The sequence below is a fragment of the Sinorhizobium sp. RAC02 genome (assembly GCF_001713395.1).
In the GTDB taxonomy this organism is placed as follows: domain Bacteria; phylum Pseudomonadota; class Alphaproteobacteria; order Rhizobiales; family Rhizobiaceae; genus Shinella.
The window spans coordinates 356,107-370,761 of record NZ_CP016452.1; the positions used below are offsets into that span (position 1 = coordinate 356,107).

Annotated in this window: 15 protein-coding genes; 3 read left to right on the top strand and 12 right to left on the bottom strand. The window is 64.2% G+C overall.

Annotated features, from left to right (window positions below; all coding sequences use genetic code 11):
* Positions 1 to 15: 15 nt before the first annotated feature.
* Positions 16 to 1,092 carry a non-homologous end-joining DNA ligase gene (gene ligD, locus BSY16_RS22850; protein ID WP_069062154.1) on the top strand — a complete coding sequence of 359 codons (1,077 nt, stop codon included), beginning with the start codon at positions 16 to 18 and terminating at the stop codon, positions 1,090 to 1,092.
* 24 nt (positions 1,093 to 1,116) lie between these two features.
* Here the strand turns inward: ligD and BSY16_RS22855 are convergent, their stop codons facing one another.
* The 10 genes from BSY16_RS22855 to BSY16_RS22900 are packed head-to-tail and all read right to left on the bottom strand — an operon-like array spanning position 1,117 to position 10,375.
* Positions 1,117 to 1,872, bottom strand: coding sequence for an SDR family NAD(P)-dependent oxidoreductase (locus BSY16_RS22855; RefSeq protein WP_069062155.1), 756 nt, complete (start codon positions 1,870 to 1,872; stop codon positions 1,117 to 1,119).
* A gap of 17 nt (positions 1,873 to 1,889) precedes the next feature.
* Complete coding sequence (locus BSY16_RS22860) at positions 1,890 to 2,648, bottom strand: SDR family NAD(P)-dependent oxidoreductase (protein WP_069062156.1); 759 nt, start codon at positions 2,646 to 2,648, stop codon at positions 1,890 to 1,892.
* A gap of 4 nt (positions 2,649 to 2,652) precedes the next feature.
* Positions 2,653 to 3,684 (bottom strand): proline racemase family protein, encoded by a 1,032-nt coding sequence (locus BSY16_RS22865; protein ID WP_069062157.1) that lies wholly within the window; start codon positions 3,682 to 3,684, stop codon positions 2,653 to 2,655.
* 11 nt (positions 3,685 to 3,695) lie between these two features.
* On the bottom strand, positions 3,696 to 5,171 hold the full coding sequence (locus BSY16_RS22870; RefSeq protein WP_069062158.1) for an aldehyde dehydrogenase family protein: 1,476 nt from the start codon (positions 5,169 to 5,171) through the stop codon (positions 3,696 to 3,698).
* A gap of 11 nt (positions 5,172 to 5,182) precedes the next feature.
* Positions 5,183 to 6,421, bottom strand: a complete 1,239-nt coding sequence (locus BSY16_RS22875; RefSeq protein WP_069063651.1) for an NAD(P)/FAD-dependent oxidoreductase — start codon at positions 6,419 to 6,421, stop codon at positions 5,183 to 5,185.
* Between the two features lie 52 nt (positions 6,422 to 6,473).
* The gene (locus tag BSY16_RS22880; protein ID WP_069062159.1) at positions 6,474 to 7,349 is read right to left on the bottom strand and encodes a dihydrodipicolinate synthase family protein; all 876 of its coding nucleotides are present in this window, start codon (positions 7,347 to 7,349) and stop codon (positions 6,474 to 6,476) included.
* Between the two features lie 10 nt (positions 7,350 to 7,359).
* Complete coding sequence (locus tag BSY16_RS22885) at positions 7,360 to 8,025, bottom strand: amino acid ABC transporter permease (RefSeq protein ID WP_069062160.1); 666 nt, start codon at positions 8,023 to 8,025, stop codon at positions 7,360 to 7,362.
* A gap of 9 nt (positions 8,026 to 8,034) precedes the next feature.
* Positions 8,035 to 8,697 (bottom strand): amino acid ABC transporter permease, encoded by a 663-nt coding sequence (locus BSY16_RS22890; RefSeq protein WP_069063652.1) that lies wholly within the window; start codon positions 8,695 to 8,697, stop codon positions 8,035 to 8,037.
* Positions 8,698 to 8,706: 9 nt separating this feature from the next.
* Positions 8,707 to 9,483 (bottom strand): amino acid ABC transporter ATP-binding protein, encoded by a 777-nt coding sequence (locus tag BSY16_RS22895; RefSeq protein ID WP_069062161.1) that lies wholly within the window; start codon positions 9,481 to 9,483, stop codon positions 8,707 to 8,709.
* Between the two features lie 58 nt (positions 9,484 to 9,541).
* Complete coding sequence (locus BSY16_RS22900; RefSeq protein WP_069062162.1) at positions 9,542 to 10,375, bottom strand: substrate-binding periplasmic protein; 834 nt, start codon at positions 10,373 to 10,375, stop codon at positions 9,542 to 9,544.
* 200 nt (positions 10,376 to 10,575) lie between these two features.
* On the opposite strand from BSY16_RS22900, the gene BSY16_RS22905 reads away from it, so the two are divergent.
* On the top strand, positions 10,576 to 11,295 hold the full coding sequence (locus BSY16_RS22905) for a GntR family transcriptional regulator (protein ID WP_069062163.1): 720 nt from the start codon (positions 10,576 to 10,578) through the stop codon (positions 11,293 to 11,295).
* A gap of 2 nt (positions 11,296 to 11,297) precedes the next feature.
* Entirely contained in the window at positions 11,298 to 12,086 is a 789-nt protein-coding gene (locus BSY16_RS22910; protein WP_069063653.1) for a pyrroline-5-carboxylate reductase, read from the top strand.
* An 11-nt stretch (positions 12,087 to 12,097) separates the two neighbouring features.
* Here BSY16_RS22910 and ggt read toward each other — a convergent pair whose 3' ends face one another.
* Positions 12,098 to 13,690 (bottom strand): gamma-glutamyltransferase, encoded by a 1,593-nt coding sequence (gene ggt / locus BSY16_RS22915; RefSeq protein ID WP_069062164.1) that lies wholly within the window; start codon positions 13,688 to 13,690, stop codon positions 12,098 to 12,100.
* A gap of 55 nt (positions 13,691 to 13,745) precedes the next feature.
* Positions 13,746 to 14,615, bottom strand: a complete 870-nt coding sequence (locus BSY16_RS22920; RefSeq protein WP_069063654.1) for a LysR family transcriptional regulator — start codon at positions 14,613 to 14,615, stop codon at positions 13,746 to 13,748.
* Between the last annotated feature and the right edge of the window lie 40 nt (positions 14,616 to 14,655).

The following is a 14,655-nucleotide window of genomic DNA, read 5'->3' on the forward strand; positions in this document are numbered from 1 at the left end:
GGAGCGAGGCGACGAATGACATCCAAACGCAGGCAGACCGTCCCGTTGCTCAACGAGTCCAGCGACGCTCTTCAGTCTCGTCCCTTGCGAAAACACGACCCGGACCAGCCGAGCTTGCCCTTCGACGCCATGCCCGACCGGATCAAGCCCTGTCTTGCCCGCTCGAAACCATCACCACCGCAGGGATCGGATTGGGTCTACGAAGTCAAATGGGGCGGCTGCCGGATCGCCGTGCATATCGATCCCGGCGGTGTGAGGGTGATCACAAGCGAGGGTCACGACTGGACTCATCGCTTCCCTTCCATCGTGGCGGCGGCGCGCGACCTCGGCACGTTTTCCGCCATACTCGACGGGGAAGCCGTCGTGCTGGATGGCGACGGATGCCCTGACTTTGAGGCATTGCAACGCTCGCTCGGCGGGCGCGGTGGCACATGGGCTTCGAGCGAGGCAATCTTCTATGCCGTCGATCTTCTCTATCTGGATGGCCACGATCTGACGGAGACGGAACTCTCCGCCCGCCGGCACGCTCTGGAGGTGCTTGTTCCCGCAGACCGCACCACGGCCATTCGCCTTTCAGAACAGGCCACTGGCAACGGCAGCGCGCTGCTGGCGCAGGCCTGCGAACTGGGGTTCGAGGGGATCATCGCCAAGCGTCGCGACCGCCCTTATCGCTCCGGCCGCACCGGCGACTGGCTTGAGATCACATGCCTTCGGACTGAAAGCTTCATCATCGTCGGTTACGAACATTCGCCATCGGCGCCATCAGGCATCGGCAGCCTCCTTCTTGCCGGGCGAGAGGGCCTTGACTGGGTCCCTGTCGGTGCTGTCGACGCCGGCTTTGATGCGAAGGAGGCGGCCTCTCTCCGCCAGATGCTCGACAGGCTCAAGACGAGGAAACCGGTGGTGCCGATCACGGGTGAGAATCTCGTTTTTGCACAGCCCACTTTGATCGCAGACATCGCGTTTCGCGGCTGGACCGGGAACGGCAGTCTGCGGCACGCGTCTTACAGGGGCCTGCGCGAAATCCAGGACAATGCGGCGATATTCGATATGGCCGCGCTTCCGGCTACCAAACCGATCGCTGCGGTTTAGTTCGCTTGCAATGGCGCCAATCCCTCAAGCGACGGCCTGCGCCCCGGTGATCTCCACCAATGAGCCACACATGAACGCGGCCTCTTCTGATGCAAGGAAGGCGACGAGGGCCGCGACCTCTTCCGGCTTGCCGATGCGGCCGAACGGAACGAGCCTGTCGAGATCGGCGATGGTGCGACCGGAGCGTTTGACGCCGGCCTCGAGCATCGGCGTGTGAATCTCGCCGGGGCAGACGGCGTTGACGCGCACCTTGTCCGGCGCATAGTCGCGGGCGAGATTCTGCGTGAAGGCTGCGACCGCCGCCTTGGTCGTGTTGTAGGCGATGTGGTTCGGCGCGGGATAGAGGCCCCATTGCGACGCGGTGTTGACGATCGCGCCGCCGCCGGCAGCGATCATGTGCGGCAACACGGCGCGGCAGAGGTGGAACATCGAATCCAGGTTGACGGTGAAACTCGTCGCCCAGTCCTCGTCCGACAGCGAAAGAAGATTGCCGCGCCGGTTGATGCCGGCATTGTTGACCAGCACGTCGATCCAGCCTTCGAGCGCAAAAACCTCTTCGATAAGGCCGAAGCACGCGTCCTTCTTGGCAATATCCGCAGCAATCGCCACTGCTCGGCCATGGTCATCCGCGATGCCCTGCACCACAGTCGCCGCGGCCTCGCCGTTGACAACCGTCACCACCACCAGCGCGCCCTCGGCGGCCAGCCGTCGCGCAATCGCCGAGCCGATGCCGCCGCCGGCACCCGTGACGACCGCGACCTTGTTCTCGAAACGCTTCATGGAAAATCCTCCTGATATTACCGGATATAGCTGCCGCCGTTGACGTCGAGCGTCGCGCCGTTCAACGAGGCCTGCGAGGGGCGCAGTACGAAGGCGACGAGTTCGGCCACATCGGCAGGCGACGCCATCTCGCCGACGGGGATGTCCGCGACCGCTGCCTGCTTGCCATGTTTGGCGATGAAGTCTTCTGCCATGTCGGTGCGCACCCAACCGGGCGCGATGGCGACGGCTGTGACGCCATCTGCGCCGAAACTGCGGGCGATGGATTTCGTGAGGTTCACCAGGGCCGCCTTGGTCGCACCATAAGGCATGGCGTCGGCCGCATAGCCGCGCTGTCCGGCACGGCTCGCCATATTGACGATGCGCCCGCCGCCCGTCGCCTTAAAGTGGCGGATGGCTTCCTTGCAGAGATCGGCGGCGGCGAAGAAATTGATCTGGAACTCCCTTTGCCACGCGGCTTTCCAGTCCTCCGGCGAAGCGTCGATGGAAATCTCCGTGCGGATACCGGCATTGTTGACGAGGCCATGAATACGCCCGGCGGCAGCGAACGCTTCCCGCAAAAGCGCAAACGGGCCGTCAGCCGCGGAAAGATCGGCCTGCACCAGCAAGCCGTTGCCGTTGATGCGGGCAAGGAGCGCCTCGGCACCCGCCCTATCCCGTCCGTAGTGAATGATCGGCCGGGCGCCCTCCGCTGCCAGCCGTTCGACGATGGCGGCGCCGATGCCGCCCGATGCGCCGGTGACAAGAACGGTCTGTCCCTGCAATGGCTTTTCCATGGTTCTACCTCAACAGACCGACCTGCGGCCCCCACGTATCCGACAGCGCGAAACCGGCGGCGAAAGGATCGTCGGGGTCGAGACGCAGGTGCGAGCGGCCATAGACATAGCCGCGGCCGGTGATGCGCGGCAGCACAGCGCGGCGCCCGCCGATCTCCGTCTCGCCGATCGCCTCGGCCAGAAATTCTCCGCCGATGATGGAGCGGGAGAGGCGGGCATCGCCCACCGACACCTCGCCGCGGGCAAACAGCGCGGCGAGATTGGCGGAGCTTCCCGTGCCGCAAGGTGACCGGTCGACACGGCCTGGCTGGAGCGTGGTGCAGGTGCGGATCGCGCCGTCAGGCTCGCGGTCGCGGAACATGACATAGGCGATCTCATCGACACCGGTCAGCGTCGGGTGCCGCACCTTCACCTGATCGGCGAGAACCCGCTTCAGTTCGATACCGGCTTCGGCGAGCGCCCGGGCGTTGTCCGGCGCGATGGCGAGACCGACCTGACCGACGTCCACCAGCGCATAATAGACACCGCCGAAGGCGATATCGACGGTGATGCGGCCCCAGGGTGTATCGATGGTGTGGTCCAGAACCTCGGCAAAACTCGGCACGTTGTCGAGGCTGACGGAAAGGCAACGTCCGCCGTCACAGCGCGCCCGCGCCACGATCAGGCCGGCCGGCGTATCGAGGCGAACCATGGTCTCCGGCTCGCGCATCGCTATCCGGCCGCTTTCGAGAAGCGCCGTGACGACGCAGATGCAATTGCTGCCGGACATCGGATGCGCCCGATCGGCCTGCAGCACGATGAAGCCGGCATCCGCATCGTCCCGCGTCGGCGCAACGATGAGGTTCACCGACTGGGCAACATGGGCGCGCGGCTCGAAGGTGACGAAGCGGCGGAGGCTGTCGTCCACCGTGTTGATATGGTTCATCTTGTCGAGCATCGTGGCGCCGGGAATTTCCGGTGCGCCGCCCATCAGCACATCGCCGAGCTCGCCTTGGCAGTGGACGAGCAGCAGGTCGAGGGATTTTTCGAAGTGCATGGCGCCGGCCCTTACTTGATGTACCAGCCCCAGGGATCTTCGCTCACATATTTCGTGATCTGTTTGGTCTCCAGATAGTTGTCGAGACCCCAGCGGCCGAGCTCGCGACCGATGCCGGATTCCTTGTAGCCGCCCCAGGGCGCTTCGGTGAAGGTCGGCTGCGAGCAGTTGATCCAGACGATACCGGCGCGAAAGGCCTTCGCCACGCGCTCGGCACGCGCATCGTCCGCCGACATGACGGCGGCGGCGAGGCCGAAGCGGCTGTCGTTAGCGAGTGCGATGGCCTCCTCTTCCGACGTGAAGGGGCGCAGGCAGACGACGGGGCCAAAAATCTCTTCCCTCCAGGCGGCGCTGTCGAGCGGCACGTCGGTCAGAATGGTCGGGCGCAGGTAATAGCCCTTGTCGAAGCCTTCCGGCCGGGTGCCGCCACAGGCGATTGTTGCACCCGCCGACTTCGCTGCCGCGATGGCGGCAAGGACCTGTTCGTACTGTTTCTTCGAGACGAGCGGGCCGAGCAGCACGCCGTCCTCAAGGCCGCTGCCGATGCGGATGCGGCTCGTCTCCTCGATCAACCGCGCCAGCAGTCTGTCGTAGATGCCCTCCTGCACCAGCACGCGCGAAGTGGCGGAGCAGACCTGGCCCTGGTTCCAAAAGATGCCGAAGAGAATCCATTCCACGGCCTTTTCGATATCGCTGTCATCGAAGACGACGAAGGGCGACTTGCCGCCGAGTTCCAGACTTATGCGCTTGATGTCGCGGGCAGCGGCGGCCATGATCTTCGAACCGACCGGGCCGGAACCGGTGAAGGCGAGTTTGTCGACCTGGCTGTGATCGATGATCGCCTGTCCGGTAACGGAGCCCGCACCGGTGACGATGTTGAGCACGCCGGGCGGCAGGCCTGCCTCGTCGGCGATGGCCGCGAGTTCCAGCGCGGTCAGCGAAGTGATCTCGGCGGGCTTCAGCACCACGGTGCAGCCGGCGGCAAGTGCCGGAGCGACCTTCCAGGATGCCATCAGCAGCGGGTAGTTCCACGGGATAATGGCGCCGGCGACACCTATCGGCTCGCGCACCGCCTTGGACGTAAAGCGATTGTCGGCAAGTGCAATGGGCTCTTCCGGATTGGTGTCGAGCTGCTCGGCGAGGCCGGCATAGAAGTCGAAGCAGCCGGCAGCATCGGCGATGTCCCAGTCGGCTTCCGGAAAAGGTTTGCCGTTGTCGATGACTTCGAGGCGGGCGATCTCGGCCTGCCGGGCGCGGATGCCGGCGGCGATGGCGCGCAGGTATTTTGCACGCTCGGCACCTGATGTCTGCGGCCAACCGTCCTTGTCGAAGGACCGGCGGGCGGCCTTGACGGCTGCGTCGACATCCTCGGCCGTGGCGGCGGCGATATGGTGGATCACCTCTTCCGTCGCCGGGTTGATCACCTCAAGGGTCTTGCCGTCGGAAGACGGCTTCCACGTCCCGTCGATATAGAGTTCGCTTCGCATGGGTAGTCCTTTCAGAAACGGTCGACGCGGTAGGGTTTGAGATCGATGGGCGGTGCGGCGCCCGTCACGAGGTCGGCGATCAGCCGGCCGGTCGTGGCGGCATAGGTGAGGCCGAGATGGCCATGGCCCGTAGCATACAAGACGTTCCTGCGTTTTGCTGAGGGACCGATGACCGGTACCGTATCGGGCAGCGCCGGGCGGTGGCCCATCCATTCGCTGGTCTGTTCGGGCTTGAGATCCGGCAGCGCTTCTATTGCGCGCTTCACCAACACTTTGGCACGGCGGTAATCCGGCGGCGCATCGAGGCCGGCCATCTCCACCGTGCCGCCGACGCGGATACCGCCCGCCGTCGGCGTCACCATGAAGGCGCGGGCGGGCCAGATGATCGAATGGCGCATGGAAATGCCGGGTGCCATGATCTGCGTGTGGTAGCCGCGCTCGGTCTCGAGCGGGATCGGCTCGCCAAGCAGTTTCGACAGGCGCCCGGTAAAGGCGCCGGCCGTCAGCACGACACGATCGGCAGCAAGACGGCGGCCATCGGCCAGCCTCAGAGCCGAAACGCTCCCGTCATATTCCTCGAAGCCGGCAACGTCGCCGGTTTGAATCACGCCGCCCAAGGCCTGAAACTGCGCCGCAAGCGCCATCACCAGTTTATAGGGATCGGCGATGGAGCGATTGTCGGGGAAGCGCACGGCCTTGGCGATCTTCGTCGTCAAGGCCGGTTCGAGATCGCGGATGGCATTGCCGCCGAGGACGTCGTGGCGAAAGCCGAAGCGTTCGAGGATTTCGATGTGTTCGCGGTCGGCGTGGAATTCCGCCTCGTCGGCATAGAGGCTGAGGCAACCTTCAGCACTCAGCATCCCGGTGAGGCCGGTCTCCTTCAACAGGGCATCGAGATCCTCATGGACGCGACCGCACAGCGCGGCCCCGGCTGCCTCCAGTTCGCGTAGCCTGGAGGGCCGGCTGGCCGAAAGGAAGCGCAGGAACCACGGCACGAGTTTCGGCATATAGGCGGGACGGATGCGCACTGGCCCCTCGGGATCGAGCAGCCATTTCGGCATCTGCGCCCAGACACCGGGACGCGAGGCGGGCATGAACTCGGTGACGGCGATGCTCGCCATGTTGCCGTAGGAGGCGCCCGTGCCGGGCGCATTGCGGTCGACCAGCGTCACGGAGAAGCCGCGGCGCTGGAGGGCGTAGGCGATGGTGGTGCCGATGATGCCGGCGCCGACAACGGCAATGGATGACACGGGCATGCTCCTGCGAAGGCTGCCGGAGGCTAAGGCCGCCGGCTCGGTATCGTCAGTTGAGGATCGGTGCGATAGCCGCGCGGAAATCGGACTTTTCCTGCTCGGTCAGTTCGCCGAGCGGCGCGCGGCAGGCGCCGACCGGCGTGCCCTGGAGCTCGCAGCCATACTTGATCTTCTGCACGAATTTTCCGCTCTCCAGGATGTTCATGGCGCGGTAGAGCACCGTCATCTTCTCCCGTGCCTTCGCAAGGTCACCCGAACGGAAGGTCCTGTCGAGTTCGACGCAGGCGTCCGCCATGCAGTTGGCCGGGCCGCAGATCCAGCAATCGGCGCCCCAGAACATGAAGTCGAGCGCGATATCGTCCGAGCCGGAGATGAGGTCGATGCGGCCCTTGTAGCGGGCGTGGATATCGACGGCGCGCTGCAGCACGCCCGAGCTTTCCTTGATCCCGATGACGCGCGGGTCGTCGGCGAGCGCATCCATCAGATCGAAGCCGATCTCTATGCCGTCCTTCGGCGGGTAATTGTACATGATGAGGTTGATGTCGGTGGCATCGAGCACGGTGCGATAATGGGCAAGCAGCTCTTCCTGCGTCGGGCGTGTGTAGAAGGGCGTGGCGAGCAGCACGGTGTCGTAGCCGATGTCCCTGGCGCGCAGCGTGTTCTCGATGACCTCGCGGGTGGCGGGCGCGTTGGTGCCGGCGATCAGCGCCTCGCCCTCGATGGCGAAATTCTTGACGAATGTCAGCACATCCTCGCGCTCTTCATTCGACAGTGAAAAATATTCGCCGGTCGAGCCCATCGGCACCCAGCCGGTGACGCCGGCAGCGCGCAGGCTGATAAGATGCTTCTCGAATGCTTTGAAATCGACCCGGTTGTTGGCGTCGAAGGGGGTGACGAGGGCGGGCATGACGCCGGACAGTTTCATGGTCTTTCTCCTAGATGGCGAGTTTCTTGAGGATGCGGCCTTCGACGAGCGTGACGGCGCGCGTCAGCGGGAAGGCGATGGCGAAGTAGATGAGGGCGACAATGGTCAGCACCTCGACGGGGCGGGCCGTGTTGTTGGAAATGTTCTGGCCGACGAACATCAGGTCGGCCATGCCGACGGCCGAGACGAGCGCGCTTTCCTTGAACAGGCTGACGCAGTTGGACAGCAGCGTTGGGATGGCACGCAGCACCGCCTGCGGCAGGATCACATTGACCACCTGAACGTGGCGCGGCAGGCCGAGCGCAATGCAGGCGTCCAACTGCTCGCGGCCGACGGATTTCAGCGACGCCCGAAACGTCTCGCTGGTGATGGCGCCCATGTAGAGCGTCAGCGCGATGACGCCGGAGGCAAGGTTGGAGAGTTCGATGCCGAGGACCAGCGGCAGGCAGAAGAAGATCCAGAACAGCTGGATCAGCACCGGCGTTCCGCGGAAGAATTCGACATAGACACTGGCGATGCCGCGGACGATGATGCTCGGTGAGGTTCGGGCAAGACCGACAAGGAAGCCGAGCGAGCAGCCGAGCACGACGCAGATCAGCGTCAGCTTGATCGTCGTCCAGAGGCCGACGGCGAGTGCTTCCTGGAAGCGGAGGAGAACGGAGAAATCGAGCGCCATGTTTTCCTCCTAGGTCGTCAGGATCTGGCGGCGGCGTTCGAGCCAGCCGACCACCTGCGTGACGGGGAACGACACCGCGAAATAGATCAGCGCCGCAATGGTGAAGGTCTCGATCGGTCGATAGGTCTCGGTCGCGAGCGTTTTCGCCTGGTACATGAGGTCCTGCACCGCGACGATGGCGACCAGCGCGCTCTGCTGGAAGATGACAATGCCATTGGTCAAAAGCACGGGAATGGAGGCGCGCAGCGCATTGGGCAGCACGATATGGAACACACGCTGGAACGGATTGAGCCCGAGCGCGATGCCGGCATCGATCTGCTCGCGCGGCACGGCCTGGATGGCGGCGCGGTAGGCCTCCGCGTTGAAGGCCATGAGGTTCAGGCCGAGCGCCAGGATGCCCATCGTCATCGAGCCGAGGAAGACGTTGAACAGCATGGGTACGCAGTAGAAAAACCAGACAATCTGCACTATTGCCGGCGTGCAGCGGAAGAACTCGACAAAGAGCGTCGCCGGCCAGCGGATGACGGCGATGCGGCTCATGATCAAAAGCGCCAGCGGAAAGCCGAGAATGACGCCGATGAGATTGGCTGCGACCGTCAGCTCCAGCGTGACGACAAGCCCCTCGATCAGCGGGCCAAGCGAGACGGCGTTGAAATCAAATGTATAGTTCACCGCCACCCCCTATTGCTTGATGTGGAAGACGCGGTCGATGAACTCACGCGTGCGCTCCTCGCGCGGCGCGCCCAGCACCTGCTCGGGCGGACCATCCTCGACGACCACGCCCCCGGCGCAGAAGATGACGCGCGATGCGATGTTCTTGGCGAACCACATGTCGTGGGTGACGATCATCATCGGCAGGTTCTGGTTCGCAAGCTGCAGGATGACCTGCTCCACTTCCGCCACCAGTTCCGGATCGAGCGCCGAGGTCACCTCGTCGAACAGCATCAGCTTCGGATCGAGCATCAGCGCACGCGCGATGGCGACACGCTGCTTCTGTCCGCCGGAAAGCTGGGCGGGGAAGGCATTCGCCTTGGCGCCGAGGCCGAAGCGTTCAAGCAAAGCCTGCGCCCGCTGCGTGGCGCTCGCTCTCTTCTCGCCGCGCACCTTGCACGGGGCGAGCACGAGGTTCTGGATGACGCTCAAATGCGGAAACAGCGTGTAGTGCTGGAACACCATGCCGATGGAGCGGCGCACCTCGGTGTCGATGAGCGTCTTCGTCTCCAGGCCGGATGAAGAAATATAGGGCTTGCCGCCGAAGGTGATGGCGCCGCTGTCGATCTTTTCAAGGCCCATCATCACGCGCAGCAGCGTCGACTTGCCGCCGCCCGAAGGACCGATAACGACGACGCGCTCGCCCGGCTTCATCTCGATATCGAGACCCTTCAGCACCTGAATGTGCGGGCCGTAGCTCTTGTGCAGCGACTGTATGGAAACAAGCGGAGCAGATGCGGCGGTCATGCGGATTCTCCAGCCGGAGCGTTGGCGGAAAGCCGGGCGAACCCGGCCTCCCGATCGATCACTTGGAAGCCTTGAGAACGTCGTCGACGGCCTTCTTGATCAGGGCATCCACGTGGCCGGTCGCGACCCGCTCTTCGAGGAAGATGTTGACCACCTCAACATCGGAGGCGACGAGCTGGTGTGGCAGGCCGAAGGCGACGCCCTGCTTGGCAAGCGCCGGGGTCGGGTTGAGCGCGACGGCCCAATCCGGGTTCGACTGGGTGAAGAGCTGGTTGGTGTCGGAGGCATCGACCAGGATGTCCGCACGACGGGAGACGACCGCAAGGCGTGTCTCGTCATTGCCGGGCAGGCGCAGGATCGTCGCATTCTTGACGGCAGCGGAGATCGCCTTGTCCTGCGCGGTTCCGGACATGACGGCGAGTGTGACATCCGCCTTGTCGATGTCGGCGACCGCGGCAGCGCCGGCCGGAACCTTCGGGTTGTCCTTGTTGTAGGCAAGCGAGATCTGGTACTCCATCGCCGGGATGGAGAACTGCACCGCCATGGCGCGGGCTGGCGTGCGGTTCAGCGCCAGCGACACGTCCCATTTGCCGGCCTGGAGGCCCGCGACGATGTTGTCCCAGGTCGTATCGACGAATTCCGGCTTAACCTTCAGCACGTCGGCAAACTCGCGGCAAAGATCGGCGAAGAAGCCGGAATACTCGCCGCTTGCCGGATCGCGCATCACATAGGGCGGGGCGACGGCGGCGCCGCAGCGCAGCGCGCCGCTCTTCTGGACACCCTGCCAGTACCCTTCGGCCGTCTGGGCCGAGGCGGTCGTGGTCGAAAGACCCGCCACCAGGGCGAGCGCGGCCGTCGCCCGCAGAGCGGACGTCATCACTTTCGAAAGCATGTGTATTCCCCATTTTGAGCGCTGGAATAGCGCGGTTCCACCCGTCGGCTTTGGCCGTTCATTTGGTCTTTTTATGTCGGCTCCGTGTCGACTGGATAATTTATGTCGTCTGCGTGTCGACAAAGTCAAGCGGAAATTTTACGATTGCTGCGCGCCGGTTTTTCTGGCCCAATGGCCGTGAAATGCGGAAAGGGACGTAAGTGTCTGACGAAATTGAAATGAAACGGGTGCGCGGCACCGGCTGGAAAAGCGTCTACGATACGCTGCGCAACGAGATCCTTGCGCTGATCCTGCCGCCCGGCCAGTTGCTCGACGAAACGACGCTGGCTGAGCGCTTCGACATGTCGCGCTCGCCGGTGCGCGAGGCGCTGATCCGGCTGGCGGGCGAAGACCTGGTGGTGACGCTCTCCAACCGCAGCACCATCGTAGCACCCATCGAGGTGGCGAGCTTTCCGAAATATGTCGAGGCACTCGACGTTGCCCAGCGCATGAACACCCGGCTTGCCGCGGCGCTGCGCACCGATGCGGATCTCAAGATCATCGCCAAGCGGCAGAAGGAGTTCGAGGCGGCGGTGAAGACCGGTCAGCACCTGAAAATGTCGGAGGCCAACAAACAGTTCCACATGGCCGTCGCCTATGCCGGCAAGAACGCCTATCTCGCCTCCTTCTACGAGCGGCTACTCAACCAGGGCCAGCGCATGCTGCATCTGCATTTCGAATATCTGGAGCGCACCGGCGACGGTTACCTTCTGACGGACGAACACGAGCTGATGCTGGAAGCGATCCGCGCCAAGAATGTCGAACTGGCCGACGAACTGGCGCACGCCCACACGCGGCAGTTCCAGGACAATTTCATCGCGTTCCTGCGCGAAAACTACACCACCGAAGTCTCTTTCGGCCCCCTTGCTGCTGCGGAATGATCATGCCCCTGCCCCAGAAAATCGGATTCATCGGAACCGGCGCCATCACCGACGCCATGGTGCGCGGCCTTCTCGCGGAGCCTGCGGCCGTGCCGCATGTCATGGTGTCCCAACGTAGCGCCGACATTTCGGCCAGGCTCGCCGCCGATTTCCCGGCCGTGCTCGTCGCCGGCGATAACCAGGCGATCGTCGACGGCTGCGATACGGTCGTGCTGGCGATCCGCCCGCAGATTGCCGAAGAGGTCATTCGCCCCTTGCGGTTTCGCGATGGCCAGACGGTGATCAGCGTTGTCGCTGCCACCGGCCGGTCCGCTTTGCTCGACTGGATCGGCGCGGATGTGCGCCTCTCCCAGGCGATTCCCCTGCCTTTCGTCGCACGGCGCAAAGGCGTTACTGCCGTCTATCCGCCGGACGCGAATACGGCCGCGGTCTTCAACGTGCTCGGCAACGCCGTCGAATGCGAGACGAAAGCGGAATACGATCTGCTCGCCGCGGTCAGCGCCCTGATGGCCACCTATTTCGGCATCATGCACCGCGCGACCGAATGGCTGGCGGAAAACGGCCTGCCGGAGGAAAAGGGCCGGGCCTATCTCGCTCCGTTGTTTTCCAGCCTCTCAGAGACGACGCTTCTCGCCGACAAAGGGACAGACTTCATCGCGCTAAGCCACGAGTTCGCCACTAAGGGCGGCCTGAACGAGCAGGTTTTCCAGGATTTCGACCGCAAGGGCGGAACGGACGCTTTGAAGCTGGCACTGGACCGCGTCCTCACCCGCATCACCGGCTCCGCCTGACAGGCGTCCCTTCAAAGACCGAGCGCGATGCCGTCCTTGCGCGACTCCGAGCCGCCGATCAACGTTCCGTTTTCCCAATCTATGCGGATCGCCTGAGCGCCGCCGATCGGGTCCTCTGTTGGAACAAGGTCAAAGCCGCGGCGCGTCAGCTCATCCGCCGTCGCCGCTGGCAGCGTGCATTCGGCCTCCACGCGTGTTCCGTCCGGGCGGGGCATCACCCGTGGCAAGTCGATCGCCTCCTGCAGATCCATGCCGTAGTCGAAGACCTTGGAAAGAAGATGGGCGTGGCCCATCGCCTGATAGTAGCCGCCCATCACGCCGAAGGGCATCTCCACCTTTCCACCGCGCGTTACCATGCCGGGAATGATCGTGTGTAGCGGGCGTTTCAGCGCCGCCACCACGTTGGGGTGGCCGGGCTTCAGCGAAAAACTCTGGCCCCGATTGTGCAGCACCACCCCCGAGCGCGGCGCGACGAGGCCGGTGCCAAAACTGTAGAACACCGAGTTGATGAAGCTGACGGCGTTGCGGTCGCGATCCACGACGGAAATATACACCGTGTCGCGGTGCAACGGCATGTCGAACGGCGGCAGGTCGGTGAGGGCATGGCGAAGGTCGATCATCGCCGCCAGCCGGTCGGCCAGGTCATCCGAGAGGATCTCCTCTACCGGCACGTTCGCCTTGTCCGGATCGGCGATCCATGCATCGCGCGCAGCATAGGCAAGCCGCGTCGCCTCGATTTCGATATGGAGCCGGTCAGGCGACTGCGGATCACCCTTGGCATCGAAGCGGCTCAGGATGTTGAGGATGAGGAGCGCGATGATGCCCTGTCCGTTCGGCGGGCATTCGTGCACCGTATACCCACGAAAATCGGTGGTGACGGGCGTGACGTATTCGCCCTGCGCGCCAGCAAAATCCTCCATCGTGTGCAGCCCACCGAGCGAGCGCAGGTAGGTGACCATGTCCTCGGCGACAGGACCGGTATAGAAGCCCTCGCGCCCCTCGGCGGCGATGCGTTTCAGGGTCGCGGCAAGCTCCGGCTGGCGGTGCACTTCGCCAATCCGCGGCGCCCGCCCGCCCGGCAGGAAAATGCGCGCGGCGGTCGGGTCTGCGGCCAGGACCGTCTCCTCCAGCGACCAGTCGCGGTGAACGCGCGGGCTGATGCCGTAACCGTCCTCTGCAAACCGGATGGCCGGTGCGAGCACGTCGGCAAAGGGCATCCGGCCGTGATCGGCATGGAGTCGCGTCCACGCGTCGATGGCACCTGGAATCGTCACTGACGCGGGCGACTGGCGGGGCACTTCGTCAAGACCGCGCTCGGTGAACCAGTCGAGCGTCAGCGCTGCCGGCGTGCGGCCCGATCCGTTATAGGCGATGACCTGGTCGGAACCGTTCGGCGCGAAAAGCACGAAACAATCGCCGCCAATGCCGGTCGACCCGGGCTCGACGGCGCATTGCACGGCCGAGGCGGCGATGGCGGCATCCATGGCATTGCCGCCGGCGTCCATGATCTGGAGCGCCGCAAGCGTCGCCGACGGATGCGAGGTTGCTGCCATCGCCTGGCGGGACACGGCGACGGATCGCGTCGGCTTTTCGAAATTGCGCATTTTGTTGTCTCCTCCTTGTATCAGTGTTCTCAAGCAGGCCTGTCGTGGCGCCGTATCAAGATGTTTCATGTCGCAGGGCAAAACCCTTGCCGAACCGGTCGCGCACCTTGCGCGAGAAGGCGGTGACGGTGGCGTGGTCGGCCGAGCGCGATGTCACCAGGACGAACTCCACATCCTCCAACGGGGGCAAAGCCGGCGGGACAATCTCGCGAAGGCCGGCGGGCGCCAGGCTGCGCGGCTGGACGAGCACCCCCATGCCGGCCCGTGCCGCTGCAGTCAGGCCGCTGAGGCTCTGGCACGAGCAGACGATGCGCCACGGCGTCGCGCTGCGGTCCAGCGCTTCCATCAGAAGCAGGCGCGTCAGGCTCGGCGGCGGGAACACGATGAGCGGCAATACCGGTTTTGCCAGCACTGCTTCCGGATCGCTGGCGAGCCAGACGAGCGGTTCGCGCAGGATGGCATCGCCGCGCTGTTCGCCGATCCGGCGCTTGGCCATGACGAGGTCGAGTTCACCGCGATCCTGCATTTCAGCCAATGTCTTGGAGAGCGCGACGGAAAGCTGGAGATCGACGGAGGGATAGTCGGCGATAAAATCTTCCAACAGCCCCGGCAACTGGCCGCTCACGAGGTCCTCGGAGATGCCGAAGCGGAACGGTCCGCGCGGTGCATCGGCATCGAACTGTGCGGCCGCCTGCCGCTCGAGCGCGAGAAGTTGGCGGGCATGTGGCAACAGCGCCTCCCCATCCGCCGTCAGCCGGACCACATGGGTGTCGCGGTCGATGAGCCGTCGCGTCAGCCCGCGCTCCAGCCGTTGCAGGTGCTGGCTGACCGTCGATTGGCCGAGCTTCAATCGCTCGGCGGCAAGCGTAAAGCTTTTCGTCTGGGCGACCATGACGAAGCTGCGCAACTGGACGAGATCAAGCATATCACGATCCATGATAAGTCTTATTGTTTGCATCGCAAAA

Coding starts and splice junctions, on each gene's coding strand:
- ligD (WP_069062154.1), top strand. CDS start 16: ATGACATCCAAACGCAGGCAGACCGTCCCGTTGCTCAACGAGTCCAGC.
- BSY16_RS22855 (WP_069062155.1), bottom strand. CDS start 1,872: ATGAAGCGTTTCGAGAACAAGGTCGCGGTCGTCACGGGTGCCGGCGGC.
- BSY16_RS22860 (WP_069062156.1), bottom strand. CDS start 2,648: ATGGAAAAGCCATTGCAGGGACAGACCGTTCTTGTCACCGGCGCATCG.
- BSY16_RS22865 (WP_069062157.1), bottom strand. CDS start 3,684: ATGCACTTCGAAAAATCCCTCGACCTGCTGCTCGTCCACTGCCAAGGC.
- BSY16_RS22870 (WP_069062158.1), bottom strand. CDS start 5,171: ATGCGAAGCGAACTCTATATCGACGGGACGTGGAAGCCGTCTTCCGAC.
- BSY16_RS22880 (WP_069062159.1), bottom strand. CDS start 7,349: ATGAAACTGTCCGGCGTCATGCCCGCCCTCGTCACCCCCTTCGACGCC.
- BSY16_RS22885 (WP_069062160.1), bottom strand. CDS start 8,025: ATGGCGCTCGATTTCTCCGTTCTCCTCCGCTTCCAGGAAGCACTCGCC.
- BSY16_RS22895 (WP_069062161.1), bottom strand. CDS start 9,483: ATGACCGCCGCATCTGCTCCGCTTGTTTCCATACAGTCGCTGCACAAG.
- BSY16_RS22900 (WP_069062162.1), bottom strand. CDS start 10,375: ATGCTTTCGAAAGTGATGACGTCCGCTCTGCGGGCGACGGCCGCGCTC.
- BSY16_RS22910 (WP_069063653.1), top strand. CDS start 11,298: ATGCCCCTGCCCCAGAAAATCGGATTCATCGGAACCGGCGCCATCACC.
- ggt (WP_069062164.1), bottom strand. CDS start 13,690: ATGCGCAATTTCGAAAAGCCGACGCGATCCGTCGCCGTGTCCCGCCAG.
- BSY16_RS22920 (WP_069063654.1), bottom strand. CDS start 14,615: ATGCTTGATCTCGTCCAGTTGCGCAGCTTCGTCATGGTCGCCCAGACG.